The organism is Paenibacillus sp. cl6col (genome assembly GCF_900102125.1).
GTDB classification, from domain to species: domain Bacteria; phylum Bacillota; class Bacilli; order Paenibacillales; family Paenibacillaceae; genus Paenibacillus_B; species Paenibacillus_B suaedae.
Map to the genome: position 1 here is coordinate 38,163 of NZ_FNAZ01000009.1, position 23,531 is coordinate 61,693.

Here is a 23,531-nt window from a genome sequence, read left to right on the forward strand (position 1 = left end):
TTATGGTAACGCGCAGACTAGAATTAACAGAAGTCCAGAAGGGAATATTCTTCGATTGCCAAATTGACGACCCGCTCTCTTATAACATCACAGCTTCCATCATGCTTGAAGGAGTGGACGAGGCTCGGTTAGAGCAAGCTCTGAATCTAGTCATTGAGGAGCAGGAAGCCTTGCGATGCAGTCTTGATGTCAGTGATGAAATGCCTCTCCTCGTAGTCCACGACCGAATCAATGTTCAACTAACAAAGTTAGATTTCTCTGCAGAAACTGAACTTCAGGAAGAACGGGTAAAGCTTCAGGTTGAGCAAGAGTTATTAAGCCGAGTATTTGACCTCACAGCAGCTCCGCTATTTCACGCAAGCTTGATTAAGCTATCTGACAAGAAGCATATTTTTCTCATTAGCATTCACCATATCATCTCCGACGGATTATCACTCGAAGTGTTGAAGCAAAAGCTCTTGGAATACGATCATAAGCTCGCACGAAAAGAGCCAATTGAAATAAAGCCGAATACGGGATTTACCGACTTCATGAGCCAAGAAAATACAAAACTTGCTCAGGGAGGGTACGACAAAGAAAGAGAATATTGGGCGAATAAGATGATAGGTGCAGAGCCTCTTGCCTTGCCGAACGACTTTATTCGACATCAAGTTCATGGCATCGGCAAGGAAAAACGAATCGAGATCTCATCTGATCTATTGCAACAGATTCATGCACAGGCGAGGGAACAGGAAGTTACGACCTTTATGTTTGTATTGGCCGCATTCGGTGTACTGTTGAATCGTTATACGCAGCAAGAGGATGTTGTGTTCTCCTCACCATTTTCATATCGTCCTGATATGGATTTCGAGGAATCGATAGGCTGCTTTGTGTATATGCTGCCAATGCGTCTGCTGCTGAAGGATGAACAGAGCTTCTCCGAAGCACTGCAGCAAGTGTCGAAGGAGCTTATCGAAGTCTACAAGCATATCGGTTATCCGAACAATCTGATTATGCGAGATAATCAATTGCTCCCATTGCCGGGAACTCCATCTATCTTCGATGTTAGCTTCGTATATGATATCGTAGAAGACAGCGATCAGTACGAACTTAAGGCAGAAATCCTCGATCAAGATCGCGTAACATTTCCCGGCAGCCTAATGGTTATCCTGCAACATACCCCTCACAAAGATTTGATTAAACTTCAATACAAGCCAGAACTTTTTGCAGATGAAACGATTGATTTATTAGGTCTTCGCTTCATGAAACTGCTGGAACTGGTAAGCGGACAGGCAGACATCAAGATCGGAGAAGCGGAGTTGCTGTTGGAGCAAGAACGAAGCCTTATCCTGCAACAATTTAATCAAACTTCCTATTTTACATACGAACCTCGTACCATCATTGAACTATTCCACTCCAAGGTCGCTAAGCATCCGGAACGAAAGGCATTGATCGACCAAGACCAAGTTGAGACATATGCTAGTGTTCATGCAAAAGCTAATCAATTGGCTCGCAATATCCTTCAGAAAACGCAAGGAACTCCATCCTGTATCGGCATTCAGCTGGAACGATCAGCTAACTTAGTCATTAGTTTATTAGCGGTTCTTAAGGCGGGATGTGTATACGTGCCTCTAGATCCAACGTATCCGTCAGCTAGAAAACAATTTATTTTTGAAGATGCGAATGTGTCCTATCTCATCACTACGTCAGATCTTCCATTCGAAGAAGAATGGGAAGTAGGTCTCATTGACCTGAGTGATCCGAACATTTTCAGCGGGGATGACTCGATGCCCGGAGTACAGCTGGATCCATACAGCTTGGCCTACATTATGTACACTTCGGGTTCAACCGGCAAGCCGAAGGGCGTCATGATCGAGAATCATAGTGTCGTGAATACATTGATTGATCTAGAAAGACGTTTTCCGGTGGAAGAACATGATCTGTACCTACTCAAAACACCGCATACGTTCGATGTTTCCGGAACGGAATTGTTTGGCTGGTTTATGGGAGAAGGCAGCTTGCTCGTATTGGAGCCAGACGGAGAGAAAAACCCACAAATCATTTTGGAGGAGATACACAAGCATAAGGTTACTCATATCAATTTTGTCCCTACGATGTTCCGTGCCTTTTTGGAACTGCTGGATAATGCGGACAATCTGTCAAAGCTAGCCTCCTTGAAGTGGATATGTATTGGAGGGGAGGCCGTAACGCCGGATATTTTGCATAAATTCAATTCGCTGCATACGGATATTAAGCTTGAAAATGTATATGGTCCAACGGAATGCACGATATGGGCTTCCCATTATTCGATTAGGGGCGACGATACAACACGCTCGATTCCAATTGGTGAGCCGCTCAATGAGACGCGCTGGTACATCGTAGGCAAGCAAGATCAATTACAGCCGATTGGGATAGCAGGTGAATTATGTCTTAGTGGTGTCGGGTTGGCAAGGGGATATTTGAATCGGGATGAGCTGACGAAGGAGAAGTTTGTCGCGAATCCGTTCTATCAAGAAGGGAGCGACCCGGATTACTTCCACAATATGTACCGCACGGGGGATCTGGCCCGCTGGCTTCCAAGCGGAACGATTGAGTTTCTCGGACGAATTGACTTTCAGGAAAAGGTGCGCGGTGTCCGGCTCGAGACAGGAGAAATCGAGAATGTGCTGTCGAAGATGGAAGGAATTACGCAGGCTATCGTTGTTGTGAAGAAGGAGACAGGCAAGTCAGCTGCGTTGTGCGCCTATTATCTCTCTGACGATGAGATTCCAGTGGCTCAATTGAAGGAGCACCTATCCAAGGAATTGCCAGCGTACATGATTCCTTCCTTCTTTGTACATAAAAGAGAGCTTCCTCTCAATACGAGCGGGAAGGTGAATCGGAATGCGCTGATCGCGGACAAAGACTATTTAGATGCAGCTTCATCAAGCGACACAGCACCGAATACCGATTTAGAGGTTCTTATTGCCTCTGTGTGGCAAGAGGTACTTGGAATTACCCATGTCGGTGTGGATGATAGTTTTTTTGAAATCGGCGGTCACTCCATAGCCTTAATCCAAATGCACAACAAGCTGAAAAAAGCATTGACGCAGGATTTCCCAATCACGCTGCTGTTCCAATATCCAACTGTACGATTGCTGGCTGATCATTTCAATCAAGCTGAGGAAGAGACGATTACCGATCGGAAATCATTTTTCCAACGGGACAGAAAAGTCGTACGATCGGATATCGCGATCATCGGCATGTCCATTCACGCGCCCGGTGCTTCCAATATTCATGATTTCTGGAATAACCTAAAAGGCGGCGTAGAGAGCATCCATTTCTATAAGGATGAAGAATTGCTCGAATTAGGCATTCAGCCCAACATGCTGAAATCGCCGAATTATGTGAAGGCAAAAGGACGCATTGATGGCATTGAGGAGTTCGATCCAAACTTCTTCGAATATACACCAGGTGAAGTGCAGATGATGTCGCCACAGCTTCGTCTTCTCTATCAAGGGACATGGGAAGCATTAGAGGATGCCGGATATTATCCCGGATCTGACACCTCGAAGATTGGGTTGTTTCTTGGCGGGTCTGATGATTTTGAATGGTATCAAAAGGTTCTGTTCGGCGAAAGTGGATTTAGTGACAAGTATCAAGCTTTTACACTGAGCACGAATCACTTCTTGGCGACTCGGATCGCTTATAAGCTGGATATTAAAGGGCCAGTTTATTCAGCGCTTACAGGCTGCTCGACAACGCTGGTTACCCCTCACTTATCGTGTCAGTCATTAATTCTTGGCGAATGCGATATTGCTGTGGCTGGTGGGATCACGATCGAACTGCCGAATGAGGGGGGCTATTATTACGAGGAAGGCATGATGTTTTCTCCGGATGGACACTGCCGGCCATTTGATGCCAAGGCGAAGGGAACCATGTTCTCGAACGGTATGGGATTAGTCGTGCTGAAGAGATTGGACGATGCCATTGAGGATGGCGATCATATCTATGCGGTCATTAAAGGTTCCGCGATTAATAATGATGGAAGACAGAAGATTGGTTTTGTGGCGCCAAGTGTGGAAGGACAAGCTGAGGTTATCCAGGAGGCGTATCGTGTTGCAGGCATTGATCCAGAAACGATAACCTATGTTGAGGCTCATGGAACAGGCACTGCGCTCGGCGATCCGATCGAGGTGGAATCTTTAACGAAGGCGTTCGCATCTGAAAAGAAGCAATTTTGTACGTTAGGCTCGGTGAAAGGCAACGTAGGGCATACCGATACAGCTGCTGGAGTGGTCGGCTTGGCGAAGGTCGCACTTAGCTTGAAGCACAAATATATCCCGCCAACGGTTAACTATAGGGAACCGAATCCCAAAATTGATTTTGCGAGTACGCCATTTACCGTGCAGGCACAAGGAATGGAGTGGATGACCATCGGTACAGGCAGCAAGCGCCGAGCAGGCATCAACTCGTTCGGGGTTGGCGGTACGAACGCCCATATGGTATTGGAGGAAGCTCCGAGCATGATGGACAGCAGCGATCCGGAGCAGGTGAATTTGCTTGTGTTCTCCGCCAAGAGCAAGGAGGCGCTTGTCAACACCTCGTACAATGTTGTACAGCACTTGATAGACTACCCAAGCATTAACGTTACCGATGCGGCATGGACATTACAGATAGGAAGGAAGCCATTTGCCTACCGTAAGGCGCTCGTCGTGAATAACCGCTACGCCGATGATCCACAGCTTCTGCTGAAACAGCTGCAAGACGCTGCTGTTCATGAGGTGCAGCCAGCCAAGCGGCAGGTATACTTCCTGTTTCCAGGACAAGGGAGCCAGTACCAAGGAATGGGTCGTTCCTTGTACCGTTCCGCTGAACAAAGCGCAGTATCCCGCATATTCAAGCGGCATATGGATCATGTGCTGTCATGCCTGACTGAAGACGAACGGCTGATGTTCGAGGATATGATATACGGCGTTGGCGATAGCTCACGAATCAATCAGACGGAGAACAGTCAATTTGCACTGTTTGCCACAAGCTACTCATTGGCGCTTACGATGCTGGAGCTTGGCGTGAAGCCAGCAGGAATGATTGGACACAGTATTGGAGAACTTGCCGCAGCTACGGTCGCAGGTGTATTCGAACTGAAGGACGCGGTGGAGATTGTTCGCTTGCGCGGACGTCTGATGCAGCAGCAGGAGCCAGGAGTAATGCTTGCCGTTATGGCGGCAGCAAGCATGGCAGAGCCGGAACTGATTCCGAATGTGTGGATTGCGCTGGAAAATACGACAAATAGCTGCGTCGTTGGCGGGCGGGAAGAAGCGATTGCACAATTCGAAGCGAAGTGCGAGAAGCTCGGCTGGAAGGCAGTTCGGGTGAAAACATCCCATGCCTTCCATACGCCGATGATGGAGGAGGCTGCGCGTGAATTTGAGAAGCGACTCTCCGCCTATCGGTTCAACGAGCCTCGTATTCCGATCGTCTCGAATGTGAGCGGAGAATGGGTGTCGCCGAGCGAAATGAATCGGCCGTCCTACTGGGCAGCGCATATTTTGCGACCAGTGAACTTCGCCAAATGCCTGACACAAATCTTAAAGTCGGAGCACGATGTATTCATCGAAGTCGGGGCGGGTCGTACCTTAAGTACATTTGCGAGACAACATGAATCCCAGGCTGCCGGTCAACATTTCATGAACTTAATACGCCATCCGCAAGAGGCGCTGGATGATGTGGAATATATTCATCATAAGCTAGGACTCCTATGGGGAGCAGGTGTCGATCTCGATTGGAAAGCCATGCGAGGCAATACTGTTCGCAAGCGTGTGTCGCTGCCAACCTATGTGTTTGACAAAGGACATTTCCCAATAGGTATTGCACATAGCGCTCCACAAGCATCATTACCACGATCAAATGCTGCTGTGCATCAAACGCCTTATTCTCAGCATTCGCAGAATCATGTGGATCGTCTCACAGTGGCAGCGACACTTCGTAACCAGAGTGAACTAGAGCAGGCGGTATTGGATGCATATAAATCTGTATTCGGTTTCGACACGATTGCAAGCGATCAAGACTTCTTCTCGCTCGGCGGCGACTCCTTGAAGGCGGTTAGCTTGGCTCATGCGATTCAGCAGCATGCAGGTATCAAGGTGGAGATTTTTGATTTATTCACCTATTCATCGCCGAGCGCATTGGTCGCTCATTTGCATGAGAATTCAGCACACTTTTATCAGCAAGTGCAAATCACACCTGCGGCACAAAGAGATTATTATCCATTGTCATCTGCTCAAAATCGGATGTATGCACTGCATCTGCTTGATCCAAGCAGCGTTGCTTATAACCTTCCATCTGCTACGAAGATTAGAGGGCTGCTGGACAGAACCCGAGTAGAACAAACACTGGAAAAGCTCATGTTGCGCCACGAATCTTTGCGGACTTCCTTTGACATTATCGGCGATCAAGCCGTTCAAATCATTCATGATTCCGTAGATATTCCTTTTACGTATCGGGAAATAGACCGTTTCAATGACGAGGATATCATGCCATTGATTCGTTCGTTTATTAAGCCATTCTCTTTAGGAAGTGCGCCATTGTTCCGAGTCGAACTCATCCGTACAGGCTCGGACGAGCAGCTGTTGTTGTTCGACATGCACCACAGCATTGCGGATGGCACATCCATGGAGATTATTACGAGGGACTTCAATGCGTTGTATTTCGGGGAGCTGACGCAGCCGGTTCTTCAGTACAAAGATTATGCAGTCTGGCAAGCGGAGCAGCAGTCTGCGGGACAAGAAATTCACGATCAGCGGGCATACTGGCTCCAGCAGCTTGACGGTGAACTGCCTGTGCTGGAATTGCCGACAGATTATGAACGACCGTCTGTAAAGGACTTCCATGGTGACCGGATTTATTTCCACATTGAAGAAGATTGCGCGGCGAAGCTCATTCAACTGGCTCAAGAAACGGGAACGACGCTGTATATGATGATGTTGAGTGCATGGTATGTCCTGCTAGCCCGTTATTCTGGACAAGAGGATATTATCGTCGGTACGCCTGTAGCGGGAAGAACGCAAGAAGAGACGAAAGATACCGTCGGCATGTTTGTGAATATGCTTGCGATGCGGAACCGTCCGTTGAGCCAGAAGTCGTTTTCGGAGTTTCTGCATGAAGTGAAGGAGAACGCACTGAAGGCATTTTCGAACCAAGACTGCCAATTTGACGAACTCGTTGACCGTCTGCACTTGCAACGAGAATTCAACCGCAATCCACTGTTTGATGTCTGCTTCGACTTTCAAAATATGGAGTTTCATGATCTTGAAATCGATGGCATCTCGTTTGCACCATATGCTTTCCCGACAACAACGTCCGCTTATGATCTGGTATTAACCTGTCAGGAAAACAAAAAGGAGAAGACAGTAGAAGGATTTCTTGAATATGCGACGGGACTATTCCGCAAGGAAACTGTGCAGCGAATGATCGGACACTTTCAGGCCATTTTGCAGCGCATCACAACGGATATCAATACCAGTCTGGGTCAGATCGATTTCTTGACGCCAGAAGAAAAGTTATGGATTGTGACTGATGTGAATCATACAGCGCTGCCATATGACGAGAACCTAGTAATTGTAGAGCTGTTCGAACAGCATGCACGAACACAACCAGACAAACCGGCGCTTATCGTATCCGATGGACGACAGCTTACGTACCGCGAAGTGAATGAACAAGCCAATGCGATCGCGCACCACTTGATTGAACAAGGTGTTACAGCGGATACGCTGGTTGGCGTGATGCCAAGACGGGATGAGTACTTAATCGTGTCACTCCTGGCGGTGCTGAAGGCAGGCGGAGCATATGTTCCGATCGATCCAGCATTCCCGAAGGAACGAATCACGTACATGCTCACAGAGAGCAATGTGAATATTCTATTATGTCCACAAGAGTATCAAGCGGGCATCGAGTTTGCAGGGGAAATGGTAGATTGCAGAGAGATCATAAACTCTATCAGAAATCACAATACAGAAGACTGCAGCAATCCTGTATCACGAACTCATCAAAACAACTTAGCTTGTGTCATCTTTACTTCAGGTTCAACAGGCAAGCCGAAAGGAGTCATGATCAATCAAGGCTCTATCCTCAATTTCATTCAAGATATTCAACAGAGAGGTGTGTTCCAGCACGAAGAGGATCGTGTCATTTGTGTAACGACGTTATCCTTTGATATTTTCGCATTCGAGTCGATTGTCCCACTGTGCACTGGCCATTCCGTATATATTGCCAATGAAAATGAGCAGTTGGATCCAATGCTGGCGAATGAGAAAATTGTTGAGCACAAGGTTACGCATCTGTTAAGCACGGTATCGCGAATTAAGGCGTTTGTTGAGAATTCGGATTTTGCACCTGCGCTGAAGCAGCTTGCCTGTATTTTGAGCGGAGGGGAGAATTATCCTGACGCCTTGTTGAAAGACTTGCAAACCCGTTCCAAAGCAAGGCTGTTCAATATGTACGGCCCGACAGAAACAACGATCTGGTCGGTTGTGAAGGAATTGACGGCTTCCAAGTCGGTTACGATTGGACAGCCGATTGCGAACACACAGGCGTATATCATCAGCGATTCTGGACTGCTGCAGCCGGTAGGGGTATACGGCGAATTATGCTTGGCGGGACATGGACTTGCACGCGGATATTTGAACAATCCGGAGGGAACGAAGCGCAAATTTTTCGAAACGGAACAGCTTCCGGGCTGCCGCCTCTATCGCACAGGGGATCGTGGACGATTGCTTGTCAATGGCGAAATCGAACTGATGGGGCGGTTGGATTCGCAGATCAAAGTACGCGGATATCGGGTGGAGCTTGATGAGATCGAGAAGGTAGTTCAGAAGCATGAACATATTAGACAGGCTGTAGCTGCTGCTTACGACGATAAGCGCGGGAACAAACAGCTTGGATTATATTGCACGGTTAAAAAAGAAGCGGATGTTGACGGAGAAGCGCATATATGGCTCAAGCCGTGGTTGCGAGAGAAGCTGCCTCATTATATGATTCCTGGCTTTATTCGTCAGCTAGAAGAGATGCCGACGCTTCCAAATGGAAAGATTGACAAAAAAGCACTGCCGCTCCCACAAGAGTCATCGGAAATGACGGGACAAACGAAATTGCCTTCAACAGGATTGGAGAAGGCGATATTGGATATTTGGAAGGATGTGCTCGGAACCGAGCGCATTAGCGTGCGGGATAATTTCTTCGACGTTGGCGGGAACTCATTGGGACTCATCCTGATCAATAATCGGATCAATTCCCTGATCGGGCGCTCCATTCCGTTAATGCAGCTGTTCCAATATCCAACGGTTGAATCATTAGTCAAGAGTATCGGCATTCCTTCAGAATTGCAGGACATTGGTCTTGCAATGCCAGTTGCTCCAGTTGCTGCTAAAAGTCATGAGATAGCAGATATCGCAGTGATAGGGATGGCGGGACGATTCCCAGGAGCGCCTACGATTGATGCATTTTGGGATAATATCGTATCTGGCGTAGAGTCAGTTGTGGAGTTCTCAGACGAAGAACTGCTGCAAGCTGGTGTGGATGCTGACTTGCTGTCTCATCCGAAATATGTGAAAGCAAAAGGTTATCTTGATGGCATCGAGTATTTTGACTCCGCATTTTTCGATTATCCCTATCAGGAAGCCAACATGATGGATCCGCAAATTCGGCTGCTTCATGAATGCGTATGGGAAGTGCTGGAGAATGGGGGATACAATCCTTCCGCATACAAGGGGTTAATTGGCCTGTTTGCCGGAAGTGGCTCCAATCTTCCTTGGATGATTCAATTCTTAGGTCATCAACAAGATCTGCTTCGTGCATTCGAAGCGATTACCTTGAATGAAAAAGATTTTCTGACGACCCGTGTGTCATACAAGCTCAATTTGAAAGGGCCTAGCTTCAATGTGCAAACCGCTTGCTCAACTTCATTAGTAGCGATTCATCAAGCGGTACAGTCACTGCAGCGTGGTGAGTCGCATATGGCGATTGCCGGCGGAGTGTCCATCTCCTATCCGCGCAAGGAAGGCTACTTATGGCATGAAGGCATGATCTTCTCCCAAGACGGGCACTGCAAGCCGTTCGCAGAGGATTCATCGGGAACCGTATCTGGCAATGGATGTGGGGTTGTACTCCTCAAGCCTCTAGCCGCAGCCCTTAGAGATGGCGATCATATCTACGGTGTCATAAAGGGATCGGCAATGAATAATGATGGCCTTGAGAAAATCGGGTACACGGCTCCTAGTGTGAGCGGTCAAGCCCAGGTCATTCAATCTGCTCTTAGACAGGCTGGCGTATCGGCTGAGGATATCCACTATGTTGAGGCACACGGGACAGGAACGAAATTGGGAGACCCGATCGAGATCGAAGCCCTGAAGCAAGCATGGGATACGAAGAAGACAGGCTATTGCGCCATCGGTTCTGTAAAGGCGAATATCGGGCATCTCGATTCTGCGGCAGGGGTGGCAGGCTTCATCAAGACCGTTCTGTCCCTGTACCATCGAACGATTCCGCCTTTACTTCATTTTACGAAGCCGAATCCTGCAATTGATTTCGCGAACAGTCCATTTTATGTGAATACACAGGCTGAATATCGGACGGATCGGAGTCAAATCTTGCGGGCTGGTGTAAGCTCCTTCGGCATCGGTGGAACGAATGTGCACGTCGTGCTGGAGCAGCCGCCAGAAATAAGCCGAGTCCAGACATCGGAACCTGTCAATTTGCTCTTGTTCTCGGCTAGGAGTCAATCGGCACTGACCCATACTAGTGAGGCTGTGTTGGAGTACTTGCACAGCCATCCAGAAGTCCATATCTCGGATGCCGCTTGGACATTGCAAATGGGGCGCAAGCCGTTCGAATACCGCAAGGCGCTCCTCTTAGATGGAGGTTTACCATATGAGACGAAGGAAATGCAGCAATTCCTTCAACAATCTGGATTGCGTATTCAGGACGGCAGACCGACCGCTCACTTTTATATTGCAGCGGAAGCGGGGGCTTATCGCGAATTAGGTCGCGATTGGCATACATCTAAGGAGCGAAATCTACATCCGCTAGCGGCAACATTCAACCGCCATGTGGAACATGTGATTGCATGCACGAAACTCGATAAGAGGGATGCCTTCCATCAGTTGCAAGATGACCCTGCATTGGAATGGTTTACTGTCAGTTACGGGATAGCAATGAGTTTGATCGATGTTGGTGTCCTGCCAGATGGACTATTCGGTCAAGGCATTGGTGAGGTGTGTGCCTTAACGGTTGCTGGTGTATTGGCCTTGGAGCACGCGGTTGAATGGGTACAAACAAGCGGGAAATGGCTGCAAGGTTTGGAAAAAGGGGCGCTAGAGGCTGTAGTGAATGGTGCCGGGTCAGAGGCGGTAAGAAAGAAACTGTTGCATTATCCACTCCATACATCCCGAATTCCGCTCATTGATGTCAGCCACAATAGCAGCACTATTGAAGAAATCAGTGTAAGTGTCGTTGCGATCGGTTGCGAATGTTCGGATTACGCGTCTGCCGCATCCCAACATTCACATCGAACGGAGGCGCAGGATTCGCCGCCGGTTCATAGGCTGCAAGCTGGTGGGAATGGAGCATCTAGCTGGATAGAATTCCAACACTTGCTTGCCCAGCTGTGGTGTGAAGGCTTCGAGATCGATTGGTCGATGCTGCATCCGGAGAGCAGAAGACAGCGTATCCCGCTGCCGACCTATGTGTTCGATGCGACGTATCATGAGCATGATGTGATTCTTAATGCATTTGAGCTGAAGCGTAAGGAAGAAGGTTCATGTGTCCAAACCCTGTCGCAAGCTCAGCAGATCGAGATTGGTCAGTCATCCAGTATTAGGAGTCGGGATACCATCAGTGAGCAATTAGCAGAATTATGGCAGGAGCTTCTCGGCTGCGGCGAGGTAAAGGCTGAGGATGATTTCTTCGTCATCGGCGGTCATTCGTTGAAGGCCATTTCCTTGTCCGCCAACATGCAACAAGCATTTAAGCTGGATATGTCATTGACGGAAATATTCGATAATGCCGTATTTGACCAGATGGTGGATTGGATATGGACAAACCGCGCTGACGAGCAGGAATTCATGGCGATTCAGTCTGTTGCGAACAAGCCTTATTATGAAGTCTCATCTGCGCAGAAGCGCATGTATGCCGTACATGAGCTGGTTGGCGATGCGGTTCCTTACAATTTGGCCTCCGTATATGTGGTGGAAGGGCAGCTTGACAAGGTAAGATGCAAGTCAATCATTGATGAAATTGTGCAAAGACATGAATCGCTGCGCACTCGGTTCCAGATCGTGAATGGAGAAGTAGTCCAAATCATTGAGGACGAGGTGCCTTCCGTCGTTGAATTCAACACTACAACAGAGGAAGACGTGGAAGCTGAAATCAAGTCTTTCATTCGGCCGTTTGATTTGGCGCAAGCGCCGCTGCTCCGCGTAAGATGGACGACCATACACGAAGAGAAGCACATTCTGCTCATCGATATGCACCATATTATATCGGATCAGTATTCGATAGCGATTTTACTAGAAGAGATGCAAGCACTGTATGCCGGCAAGACACTAACGCCACTGTCCCTGCAATATAAGGATTTTGCTGCTTGGCAAAATGAATTCTTCAAGAGCGAAGCATTTGGTACACAGCTTCAATATTGGAAAGAAGAATTTGCAGGCGAGATTCCGACGCTCAATATGATGACAGATTACATAAGACCGCCTGTGCTTACCTTCTCGGGCGATGAAGTGGAATTCGAATTTGGTGAAGCACTCAGTGGGCGGCTGGAACAGTTGGCATCTGAGCGAGGATTGACCCCGTATATGATTCTCATGGCTGTCTTGAAGCTTTCGCTATGGAAGCTTACGGGCCAACAGGATCTTATTGTGGGTACAGGAATTGCAGGTAGACGCCATGCCGATCTCGAGCCGATCGTAGGAATGTTCGTCAATACATTGGCAATCCGTTCACAAATTGATGAAAGCCTGAGCGTGGACGAGTACCTGCAATACATGAAAGAGAAGATGCTGAAGGCCTATGAAAATCAAGATTGCCAGTTCGAGATGCTACTTGAGGAGCTTCATATCGAGAAGAACATCGCAAGAAATCCGCTGTTTGATGTCGTTATCAATTACATTACGATGGGCACGGAGGAATTGGAACTAGACGGATTATTACTAACTCCTAGGCCAATGATGAACAAGGATTCGAAGTTCGACCTCACTTGGACAATCGAGAAACGGAACAATCGCTATGTGGCTTCCTTGGAATACAATACGAGTTTGTTCACCAGACATCGAATCGAATCTTATGGAACGCGATTGCTCCACATGCTTACGCAACTGACTGAAGATACAACTCGTAGGCTGAGTGAGCTTACGCTTGTAACACCACAGGAGAGAGAGTGGCTTCTGCACGAGTTGAATCCAGCAGTTACGCTGGAAGCAGACCATCCAACGCTTGCACAGTTGTTTGAAGAACAGGTGGAGCTGTATGGGCAGCGCCCTGCAATTGTGTGGAATGATGAAGAACTGACATATGCAGAGTTGAATAGCCGAGCGAACAGGCTCGCCACACGCCTCGCAGACGAGCATGTTCAACAGGGAGATCATATAGCAATATTGCTCGATCGAGGGCCGCTGCAGATTGTGAGCATTCTAGCTATTTTGAAGCTGGGCTGCGCCTATGTGCCGATCGACCCAGATTATCCGCAGTCTCGGATCGCCTTCATGCTGGAGGATAGCGGTGCTTCTCTCATCCTCACAGATTCAGCGCTGCAATCCATCCTTGACGAGTCACTCCCTCGACTGTTGCTGGATCGTGAGGAAGATCGGTCAGCGGAAAATGACGATGCATCTCACGAGTCACCATCATGGACAACCTATATCGGTTCTAATATCGGAGATGCAGACGATACAGCATATATCATGTATACGTCAGGATCGACTGGGACACCGAAAGGAGTACTTGTTAGTCACCGTAATGTAGCCCGTGTTGTGAAGAACACGAATTACGTGACGATACTGCACAGTGACAGGATGCTTCAAATGTCCAATTACGCATTTGACGGTTCGGTATTCGATATTTTTGGAGCGATTCTGAATGGTGCTTGTTTAGTCATCATCTCGAAGGACTCGGCAATCGAAATTGCGCAGTTGGCCAAGTTCATTGAGCAGGAGCGAATCACGGCCTTCTTCATCACGTCAGCATTGTTCAATATGCTGGTGGATTGGGATGTAACCGCACTGAAGCATGTCCGGAAATTGCTGATTGGCGGGGAAGCCATTTCGATACCGCATGCACGCAAAGCGGTAGAGTACCTAGGGCCGGATACATTGATCAATGGGTACGGGCCAACGGAGACGACGGTATTTGCTGCCTACTATCCAATCGGACATACGGACGAGCACGTGCACAGCATTCCAATCGGATATCCGCTCTCCCAGACCAAGCTGTACATCTTGGATCAGCAAGGGCAATTAGTGCCTCCATATGTACCTGGCGAGCTGTATATCGGCGGAGCGGGCGTAAGCAAAGGATACTTAAACCGGGATGAACTGACCGCACAGCGATTCGTGAACGATCCATTCGACAAAACGGGCAAGCTGTACCGAACTGGGGACTTGGTATGGAGGCTTCCTACAGGGGAGATTGGCTTCATTGGTCGACTTGATTTCCAAGTCAAAATCAGAGGCTTCCGGATTGAGCTTGGAGAGGTCGAAAATCATATTAAGCTCATCAGCGGCGTGAAGGAGGCAGTTGTATTACCGAGAACAGATCGAACCGGCAGCATGTACATGGTCGCTTATTATACCGTTGAGCAGGCAGACCGTGCGCATGGACAGGGATGGAATCAAGAGCAGATGAAAGCACTGCTGCGCGAACAGCTTCCAGCCTATATGATTCCTGCTCGTCTGATCAAGCTTGAAAGAATGCCTCTCAATATAAATGGAAAGATCGATCGTCAGGCCCTGAAGAACATCAGTGAGAATGAGCAGGGTCAGTCGACATATGCGGCTCCGAGAACCGAGGTCGAACGGACGATTCTGCGCTGCATGCAAGAAGTGCTGGATCAGGAGAGACTCGGTATTACAGACGATTTCTTCGAGCATGGGGGGCATTCCATTAAGGCTATCGCACTTGTTCAGGCTCTGCTGCAAGCTGGGCTTCAATTGAAGGTGAATGAGATCTTCATGTATCCGACAGTCGAGCAGTTGGCTGCGCTTCGTGGATTGAGCAGCTCTCGTTCGGCCTCACTTCTCCATAAGCACGACGACCCATGGAGAGAGGGAGCAGCGGCCGAGCTTTCTGAGCAGCAGATCCTGTTGCTTGTGCAGCATGTACGTGCCTCATGCTCTCTCATTTCCACAATGATGGCTTCAGCGGATCGAGTTGGCCGTTTCCCATTGTCGCCTGTCCAACTCGCACACGGAGCATTCGGGGCTCAAGTCAGCGGATTTGTTACTTCTATTCACGATGTGGACGAGAAGTTCCTTCGCAACTTGCTAGTCACAATTATTCAGCGCAATCAGCTGCTTCATAGCGTAATGGAAGGGGAGGATGAGCCTGCTTGGAGTGAGTATGATAGTACCGCTCTCTCTGCATTCATCGCTCAGCACATTCCGTATATCGATCTGCGGACGTATCGCGAGACGACAAAACAACGTCTTGTGGACGGCTTTACTGGCGTTATTTTGTCAGAACCCTATATAGCGGGACATTTGCCTTGGAGATTGTGCTGTCTGCGCGTATCAGATAATACCCATCAGATTCTATGGGGATTCGACCATATTGCTTTTGATGGAATGAGTGCAGAAGTTGTGCGTCGTCAATTTGAACAGGGGATAGCAGGCAGGGACGACGAGCCTATTCAGCCGTATGCAGATTATGTAACACTGCTGTCCAAGGGGCCAGTAGGTATCACGGAACAGGATATCATCGAATACCATGAGCTGCGAGTATGGAAAGAGCAGAACAGCTCTATCATGGACAGTCTGCTCTACGTTCCGAACCGAGATGTTACGGAGCTTGAGCTGTCCATCCCGATTGCATTGACGAACATAGCAGACCCATGGCAGTATTCGTTTGACTTGGTTGGCGCCTTACTGCGTTCCTATACAGGAATAACCGACGTTCCGCTCGCGATGATCCATTATGGAAGAAGCTATCAGAATCAGGATTTCTACAACAGCGTAGGAGAATTTCTAGATATTATCCCCGTGCTTTTGCACGAAGGACAACCGGCAGCTAGTTTACAAGATGTGATGCAGCATTGCAGACGACATTCGATTAACTTCTTGTCACTGCTGTACCATAAGCAGCTATCAGGGGAATATGTCGAACTTGCGAGTCTGCTGGATGCATCTTATCGCAGCGGCGGGCAGCCACAAGCTCTTGTACTCTATAATTTCCAAGGCTATGCATCACAAGAGGAGATTGATGCTTTCCGGAACTCATCCATTGAACAGGAAGCCAGTGCTCCAGCTCAGCTATCCATTTCCGTCAACTACGATAAAGAACAACTGCGTATTCACTTGGAAAGCCCGCTCGGTCTCAACGCAGACGTTATCCAAGCATTTATTCGTTCATATCTCCATGGTCAATACACCCTCGTGCACTAACTTGGCTTCTGAATTCAATCACGGCAACTCTTCTTGGTGACGGCTTGCTGAATGCTGTACATCCTGTTCAGCAAGCCACTACTTCTTGCGTCATCCATATAAGGAGGTTCAACATGTCTAAGAAGGCAATTCTACATGGCAAATCTCTTACACTCCCAGCAGGTTATAACACTTTAGCCGAAATGATTCAGTATGTCGCAAATCAATATCCGCAGAAGGGCCTCACCTTCGTAGACGCTTCTGGAAATGAGGAATTTCTCCGTTATCCGGAACTCGTGAAGAATGCCCGGCAATACTTGAGCATGCTGTACCGAAAAGGGATACGGCCAGGCGAAGTAATCATTTTGGAAATTGATCAGTCTAAAGATTTCTACTGTACATTCTGGGCATGTATTTTGGGCGGCATAGTTGCAGCCCCGGTCAGTCAGCCTACCTCATGGAAGCCGCTGTCTGCCGGATTGCTTAAGCTGACGAGAATTTGGGAGGTGCTCCAAAAGCCAATCATTATTATGGAGGAGCACAATCGCAAGTATTATGAATCGCTTCAACAGAGTTCCTACTATGAGGAAATCTGCTTTTTCTCCACGCAGGAACTGGAAACCGAAGGCGTAGGGGAGCCATATGATGCACAGCCGGATGAGCTAGCGTTTCTCCAATTTTCTTCGGGCAGTACAGGTATTCCGAAGGGAGTGAAGCTGAGCAGCCGCAACATTTTGATTAATGCGCTCGCCATGGCAGAACGATTCGAGACGAAAGAGTCGGATACCGTATTTACGTGGCTGCCGCATACGCATGATATGGGTCTGTTCGTTCAGCATATTACTCCTATTGTGAGCGGAAGCAATATTGTCATTTTCTCACCGTATACGTTTGTCCGATCACCCTACCTGTTCTTGCGCAAAATGTCTGAGCATCGGGCTACCTGGTTCGGTTCAACAAACTTCGGATTTGATTGGATGGTACAGAAGGTTGCGGACGAGAAGCTTGCCTCACTTGATTTGTCTTCTTTGCGGTTTGCACTGAATGGAGCTGAGCCCATATCAATCCATGTGGTAAACAGCTTTGCTAAGAAATTTGAACCATGTGGGTACAAGCCTGAAATGATGCTGCCTGCTTACGGCATGGCAGAAGCAACAGTTGGCGTCAGCATTTGGCGAATGGATGAAGTTCCGAAGGTAGAATACATATCCCGATCTAAATTGATACATGCACAGCTTGCTGTTCCTGTTCACGAAACCGATGAACGAGATCGCCTTCCATTCGTTCATGAGGGAACTCCACTCCCTGAGATCAGTATCCGAATTGCGGATGAGCACGGGAGTACAGTTGACGAGTATGTTGTAGGAGAAATTCAGATTCAAGGTGGTTCCGTCACCTCCGGTTATTACAATCGTGACGACTTAACCGAGAGTTTGTTCGTTGACGGATGGCTGCATACCGGCGATTTAGGCTTCATAGCGGAAGGCTCGCTTGTGGTAAGCGGGAGAATGAAGGACATTATTTTCATCCGCGGGCAAAATTACTTCGCTCATGATTTGGAGGAAGTGTTGTATGAGCAAGGTGCGATTCCGCGCGGCAACATCGCGTTCGTAGGTTTGTTTAACGGCGCTGCACAGCAGGAAGAACTGCTTGCCTTCGTGAAGCACAAATCGGGTGTAGAGAAGCTGCTCGATCTTCGCCACCAAATCATCACTCATATGCGAGAATCTCTCGGCATTGAGGTTACTCACGTCATTCCGGTTCGTACGATTCCGAAGACAACGAGCGGCAAACTCCAACGCTTCGAGCTGCGCAAGAACTATGAAGCTGGGGAGTATGACGAGGCGCTTCAAGAAATTCATGCGGGATTAGAACAGCGTTATATTCAGGAGCGGGTGATTCACTCTCCTCAAAATGAACTTGAATCCTTCCTTCGCCGGAGCTGGGCAGAAGTACTGGGCATCCAGGAAACACGTATATCTACAGATGATTCTTTCCTGGCATTGGGCGGAAGCTCGATTCAACGTTTTCAGTTCTTAGACCGCATCGAGAAGCACTTTGGCATAGAAATTGGATTTGAGCTATTTGTCATCTGTAAGACCATTAAGCAAATGGCAGATTATTTGCAAACGATGCCTCAAGCACGTGAGATTCCTGCATCGGCATGGGATGCTGACAACAAATTAGACTTACATAATGCTGTTGCCATTACTGGAATTGCGCTGCGTGTGCCGGGCGCAAGTACGCCTCAGCAATACTGGGAGAATCTATGCGCGAAGAAAGACAGCATTGCCAAGGTAAGTGAGAAACGCAGGCAATTGGCGGGAAAACCAGAGTGGGATGACTGGCTTGGTGAAATTGCGAATATCGACTGTTTTGACAATGACTTTTTCGAGATTTCCGATGAGGAAGCTGCATTCATGGATCCGCAGCAGCGGCTGATGCTGGAGATTGCCTATGAGGCACTTGAAGATGCCGGTGCGATGCCGGGGCTGGATGAGAAACGCAACATCGGTGTATATACCGGCATTAACATCAATACGTACTACCAGCTTGTTATGAATTATATGGACAAGCATGGCGTTGATCGTATCCATCCAAATACGATGGTAGGGAATATGCACAATATGGTATCGGCTCTGATTGCACATAAGCTCAACTTTACAGGGCCGGCGCTTGTAATCGATACGGCATGTTCATCCTTCCTAGTGGCGCTTCATCAAGCAGTTGCAGCGATTAGACAGAACAGCATATCAGGAGCGATTGTAGGCGCCGCTAATCTATTGGCTACGCCAATCGTCCATCAATTGTCGCGAAAGGCGGGAATTGTCTCCTCGACTCGTTGTACAAAGACGTTCGATATTGAAGCTGATGGTTCCGTGTTAGGCGAAGGGGTAGTAGTAGTGTACTTGGAGCCTCTTACCCAAGCAGTTCAGGACAACAAGCAGATATATGGCATTATCCGCGGGAGCGCCGTCAATAACGATGGATATTCGCTTGGCATCATGGCGCCAAATCCGGGCGGGCAATATCAAGTTCTGTCCGAAGCGTACATTGATGCGAATCTGTCACCGGGTGAAGTCGGCTATGTGGAAGCACACGGTTCAGGCACGAGAATCGGCGATCCGATTGAGGTGAACGCGCTAACCAAGCTCTTTACGGAAGGAAAGAGACGAACTGATGGCAAGATTGGATTGGGCTCTGTAAAGACCAATATCGGACATTTGCTGCCTGCTGCAGGCGGGGCCGGACTTGTGAAAGTGCTGTTGTCTCTCTATCACAAAAAGCTGGTTCCAAGTCTGCATATGGGCACACGCAATCCAGCTCTTGAAATGGAGAAATCACCGTTCTTCATTGTACAGGATGTTGAAGAATGGTCAGTTGATGAGAATAACACCCGTAAGGCAGGGATAAGCTCGTTCGGATTAGGGGGAACGAATGTGCATGTGGTGCTCGAAGAATGGAATGGGGGAGAGGCACTCTCCACTGCGAGCGAAGCTACCAAGGCAGCCGTGACATCCAAGACATCCGAAACGTCCGAAATGTCCGAAGCATCTGAGGTGACTGCAGCATCCGCAGCAACCACAAGATCCGCGGTTCGTCCGCGTAAACATTTGCTCACCCTGTCAGCTAAATCTGAGCAAGCACTGGAGCGGGTTATTCGTCAGACACAGGAATTTCTGGAACTCAACCCATCCATAAATATCAATCATCTATGCTTTACACGGAATCGTTATCGCAAGCATTACAGCTATCGAGCTGCTTGCATCCTTTCCAATTCATTGAAGGCAGAGGTATTACAAACGGCAAATAGAGGTCGTTTCTTAAAAAACCGCGCCGCAAAAGTAGCGTTAGTTATCGGTGATATTGCGAGCCAACCGCTGGCGGATAATCTCTTAACTCAAGATGCTGCCTTTGAACAATTCACAATCGACCATTTGGATGTACTCGAATGTGGTGCGAGCCAATATGGGGTTTCTGAGCCGGAAATGAAGGAGCGCGTACAGTTAACGGTATTCTTTTATTGGTACTCGCTTGTACAGCGAATCCTGCAAAGCGGAGTTTCGATAATCGAAATAAGAGGGCTCGGTTCTGGCCAGATCCTTGCTGATCTGCTGCAAGAACGAATGGATATCAAAACAGCCTTAGACACATTCAGGAGCGAATCGAAGAGCATTCGTGAAGAAGGCGAGGATAAGAAGTGCCTTGCTCATGAGGATGCGGGTCAGCTGCAATCGAGAGCGGATATCCTGCTCGGCGTGTGCATGACTAAGGAAGAAGCATACAAGGTGTTGTCGCATAAGCAGAACAGCAAAGCTGAGCACATTCTGATCGAGTCGAGCGCCTCTGATTCGCTTGAAGATACAGTGCTTCATACTGTGGGGCAACTGTACGTATCAGGTGCTGATATAGACTGGTCGTCATTGCATCCCGACGGATCTGGCATGCTCGTTCCTTTGCCAGCATATCCGTTCGAGCAGACTTCCCATTGGATTCGAGAATAGTAGAGAGGAGAAGTGAAGATGAACAAGGAAGAAATCGTGGGCTTTATGAAAGCAGAAATTGCAACGATTCTTAATGAGGAACCAGAAGAGATTGATGAGGATATGAACTTCATGAAGATCGGCGTGTCCTCCGTTCAAGCTCTCAAAATTGTGAACCGACTCCGCAGGAAACTGGAAATCAATATTAATCCGGTGGCATTGTTTGAATTCAAGACAATTTCGGAATTCGCTGGGCATTTGAGTGAATGCGTAGAAGAAAAGGTGTCGCTATGAAGAACATTCAAGAAATGGAACCAACACTAGCAAATTCACAGGCAGCGATTGTGGAGGAGGCTTGTACATTTGTTGATAAAGAAGTGCGTCCACTTGTGCGAAAAATGGAAGATGAGGGTACAATGCCGCGTGAGCTGATTGACAAAATGGCGCAGAAAGGCTATCTGGCGGCATCTTTACCTGTCTCCTATGGCGGGCTTGGCCTCGATCCGATCCATTATGGCATGTTTACAGAAGCGTTCGGGAAGGCTTCTGTAGCAGCACGTAGCTTGATAACCGTTCATACCTCACTAGTGTCAGAGACATTGCTTCGCTTCGGGACGAAGGAGCAGAAAGAAACCTGGCTGCCACGGCTGGCACGAGGAGAACAGATTGCATGCTTCGGATTAACCGAACCGGACGTTGGGTCAGATGCCAAGAATATTAAGACATCATGGCATGAGGAAGACGATTATTACGTGATTAATGGTGTGAAAAAGTGGATTACGTTTGGAGATATCGCGGATGTATTCTTTATTGTTGCAGCGAATCAGGGGAAGAGCTCCGTATTTCTCGTGGAGAGAGCTTATGAGGGTGTTGAAACAAAAGCAATTGAAGGACTAATGGCATCACGTTCAACCCATCTGGCTGAGATTCATCTGCGAGATGTTAAGGTGCCGAAATCACATGTAATAGGGAAGCTTAACTTCGGCTTCGAATATGTGGTCTCGACGGCACTGGATAACGGCCGATACAGTATCGCGTGGGCTGGTGTTGGCATTGCGCAAGAAGGCGTGGATGCAATGGTGTCCTATTCCCGAACCCGCTCGCAGTTCGATCAGAAGCTGAGCAGCTTCCAACTAATTCGCGGGATGATCGCAGATGCGGTAACGAAGGTACACGCTGCAAGAGCATTATGTTTGCGAGCAGGAGAAATGCGGCTTGCGAAGGAAGACGAGGCCACGATTGAAACGACTATTGCGAAGTATTTTGCATCCAAGGTAGCGGTGGAGGTCGCAAGCGATGCTCTGCAAGTACATGGGGCCAATGGCTTCAGTAATCAATATCCGGTAGAGCGGTTGTACCGGGAAGCGAAGGTGTTGGAGATTATCGAGGGATCCTCCCAGATGCAGCAAGAAATGATTTCGTATTACGGTCTACGGCATTATTTCAAGCGAGGTTACTCGATATGAAGCTTGCCGCAGCATTTCCTGGACAAGGCAGTCAATACAGCGGGATGTGCCGCTCATTGATGGAGGAGTTCCCGATCGTGCAGGAGGTATTTGAAGAGGCGAGTGATGTATTGAACTTGGATTTACAAGACCTTCTGTTGAATGGAAGCTTGGAAGAGCTGTCACTTTCCGAAATTGCACAGCCCACTGTCGTGACCGCAAGTTATGCACTGTATCGAGTGTGGGAGAAACAGATCGGACTTGTACCATTCGGAGCTGTAGGGCATAGTCTTGGAGAGCTTTCGGCGCTCATTGCGGCAGGAGCCTTACCCTTCTCGGACGGTGTCCGTTTGGCAAGAGAAAGAGGAAGACTGATGCATCGCGCGCTGCAAGAGAAGAAGGGGAGAGCGGGAATCGTTGTAGATATAGATGTAGACACGCTTACAGATATCATCGAGAGCGTTCGTTCACATGATTATGTCACAATTTCCGGTTACAATTCTCCCAGTCAGTTCATCATTGCAGGGCATCAGACGGCACTTCTGAAGGTAGAGGATGATGTGGTCGAGGCGGGGGGAGAATTTATTCCATTCCGCATGATGCCTATGAAGGCAGATGCGCCCTACCATAGTGCATTAATGGACTATTTGAAGCCTGAATTCGAAGCTTGTTTGCAGCGCGTGTCATTCAGCCCTACCAAATTCAATGTATGGTCGACAGTGACAGGTAAACCTATCGGGCCCGCAGACAACTTAGCGTCGATTCTTGCCCATCAGTTGGTTACACCGGTGTATTGGAATCAAGTGCTCGAAGCGCTGCATGAAGCAGGAGCTGGCTTATTTGTGGATATTGGACCGAATCAAATCACCCGTAATTTGATTCGGGAAAATACGAGGCTTCCTCAATCTTTATCATTTGATGATCAGGCGGATCGGGAACAACTGTCTCAATTACTTATTCACGCTTGACCGGATATTGATATCGTATTGCAGCGATCCTATCTGATACAAGAT

The 23,531-nt window shown here is 48.2% G+C and carries 5 protein-coding genes; all 5 read left to right on the plus strand.

What is annotated here, in order from left to right:
- Positions 1–2 precede the first annotated feature (2 nt).
- The 5 genes from BLS15_RS21495 to BLS15_RS21515 all read left to right on the plus strand — a co-directional run bounded on the left by BLS15_RS21495 (position 3) and on the right by BLS15_RS21515 (position 23,486).
- Positions 3–16,610, plus strand: a complete 16,608-nt coding sequence (locus BLS15_RS21495; RefSeq protein WP_090513701.1) for a hybrid non-ribosomal peptide synthetase/type I polyketide synthase — start codon at positions 3–5, stop codon at positions 16,608–16,610.
- Positions 16,611–16,723: 113 nt separating this feature from the next.
- Positions 16,724–21,094 carry a beta-ketoacyl synthase N-terminal-like domain-containing protein gene (locus BLS15_RS21500; RefSeq protein ID WP_090513704.1) on the plus strand — a complete coding sequence of 1,457 codons (4,371 nt, stop codon included), beginning with the start codon at positions 16,724–16,726 and terminating at the stop codon, positions 21,092–21,094.
- Between the two features lie 18 nt (positions 21,095–21,112).
- Positions 21,113–21,367: an acyl carrier protein gene (locus tag BLS15_RS21505; RefSeq protein WP_028531520.1), complete on the plus strand. Its 255-nt coding sequence runs from the start codon at positions 21,113–21,115 to the stop codon at positions 21,365–21,367.
- Entirely contained in the window at positions 21,364–22,539 is a 1,176-nt protein-coding gene (locus BLS15_RS21510) for an acyl-CoA dehydrogenase family protein (RefSeq protein WP_254777385.1), read from the plus strand. The genes BLS15_RS21505 and BLS15_RS21510 overlap by 4 nt, the downstream gene beginning before the upstream one ends.
- A complete protein-coding gene (locus tag BLS15_RS21515) occupies positions 22,536–23,486 on the plus strand; it encodes an ACP S-malonyltransferase (protein ID WP_021255061.1) in 951 nt (316 codons plus the stop codon). The genes BLS15_RS21510 and BLS15_RS21515 overlap by 4 nt, the downstream gene beginning before the upstream one ends.
- Positions 23,487–23,531: the final 45 nt, after the last annotated feature.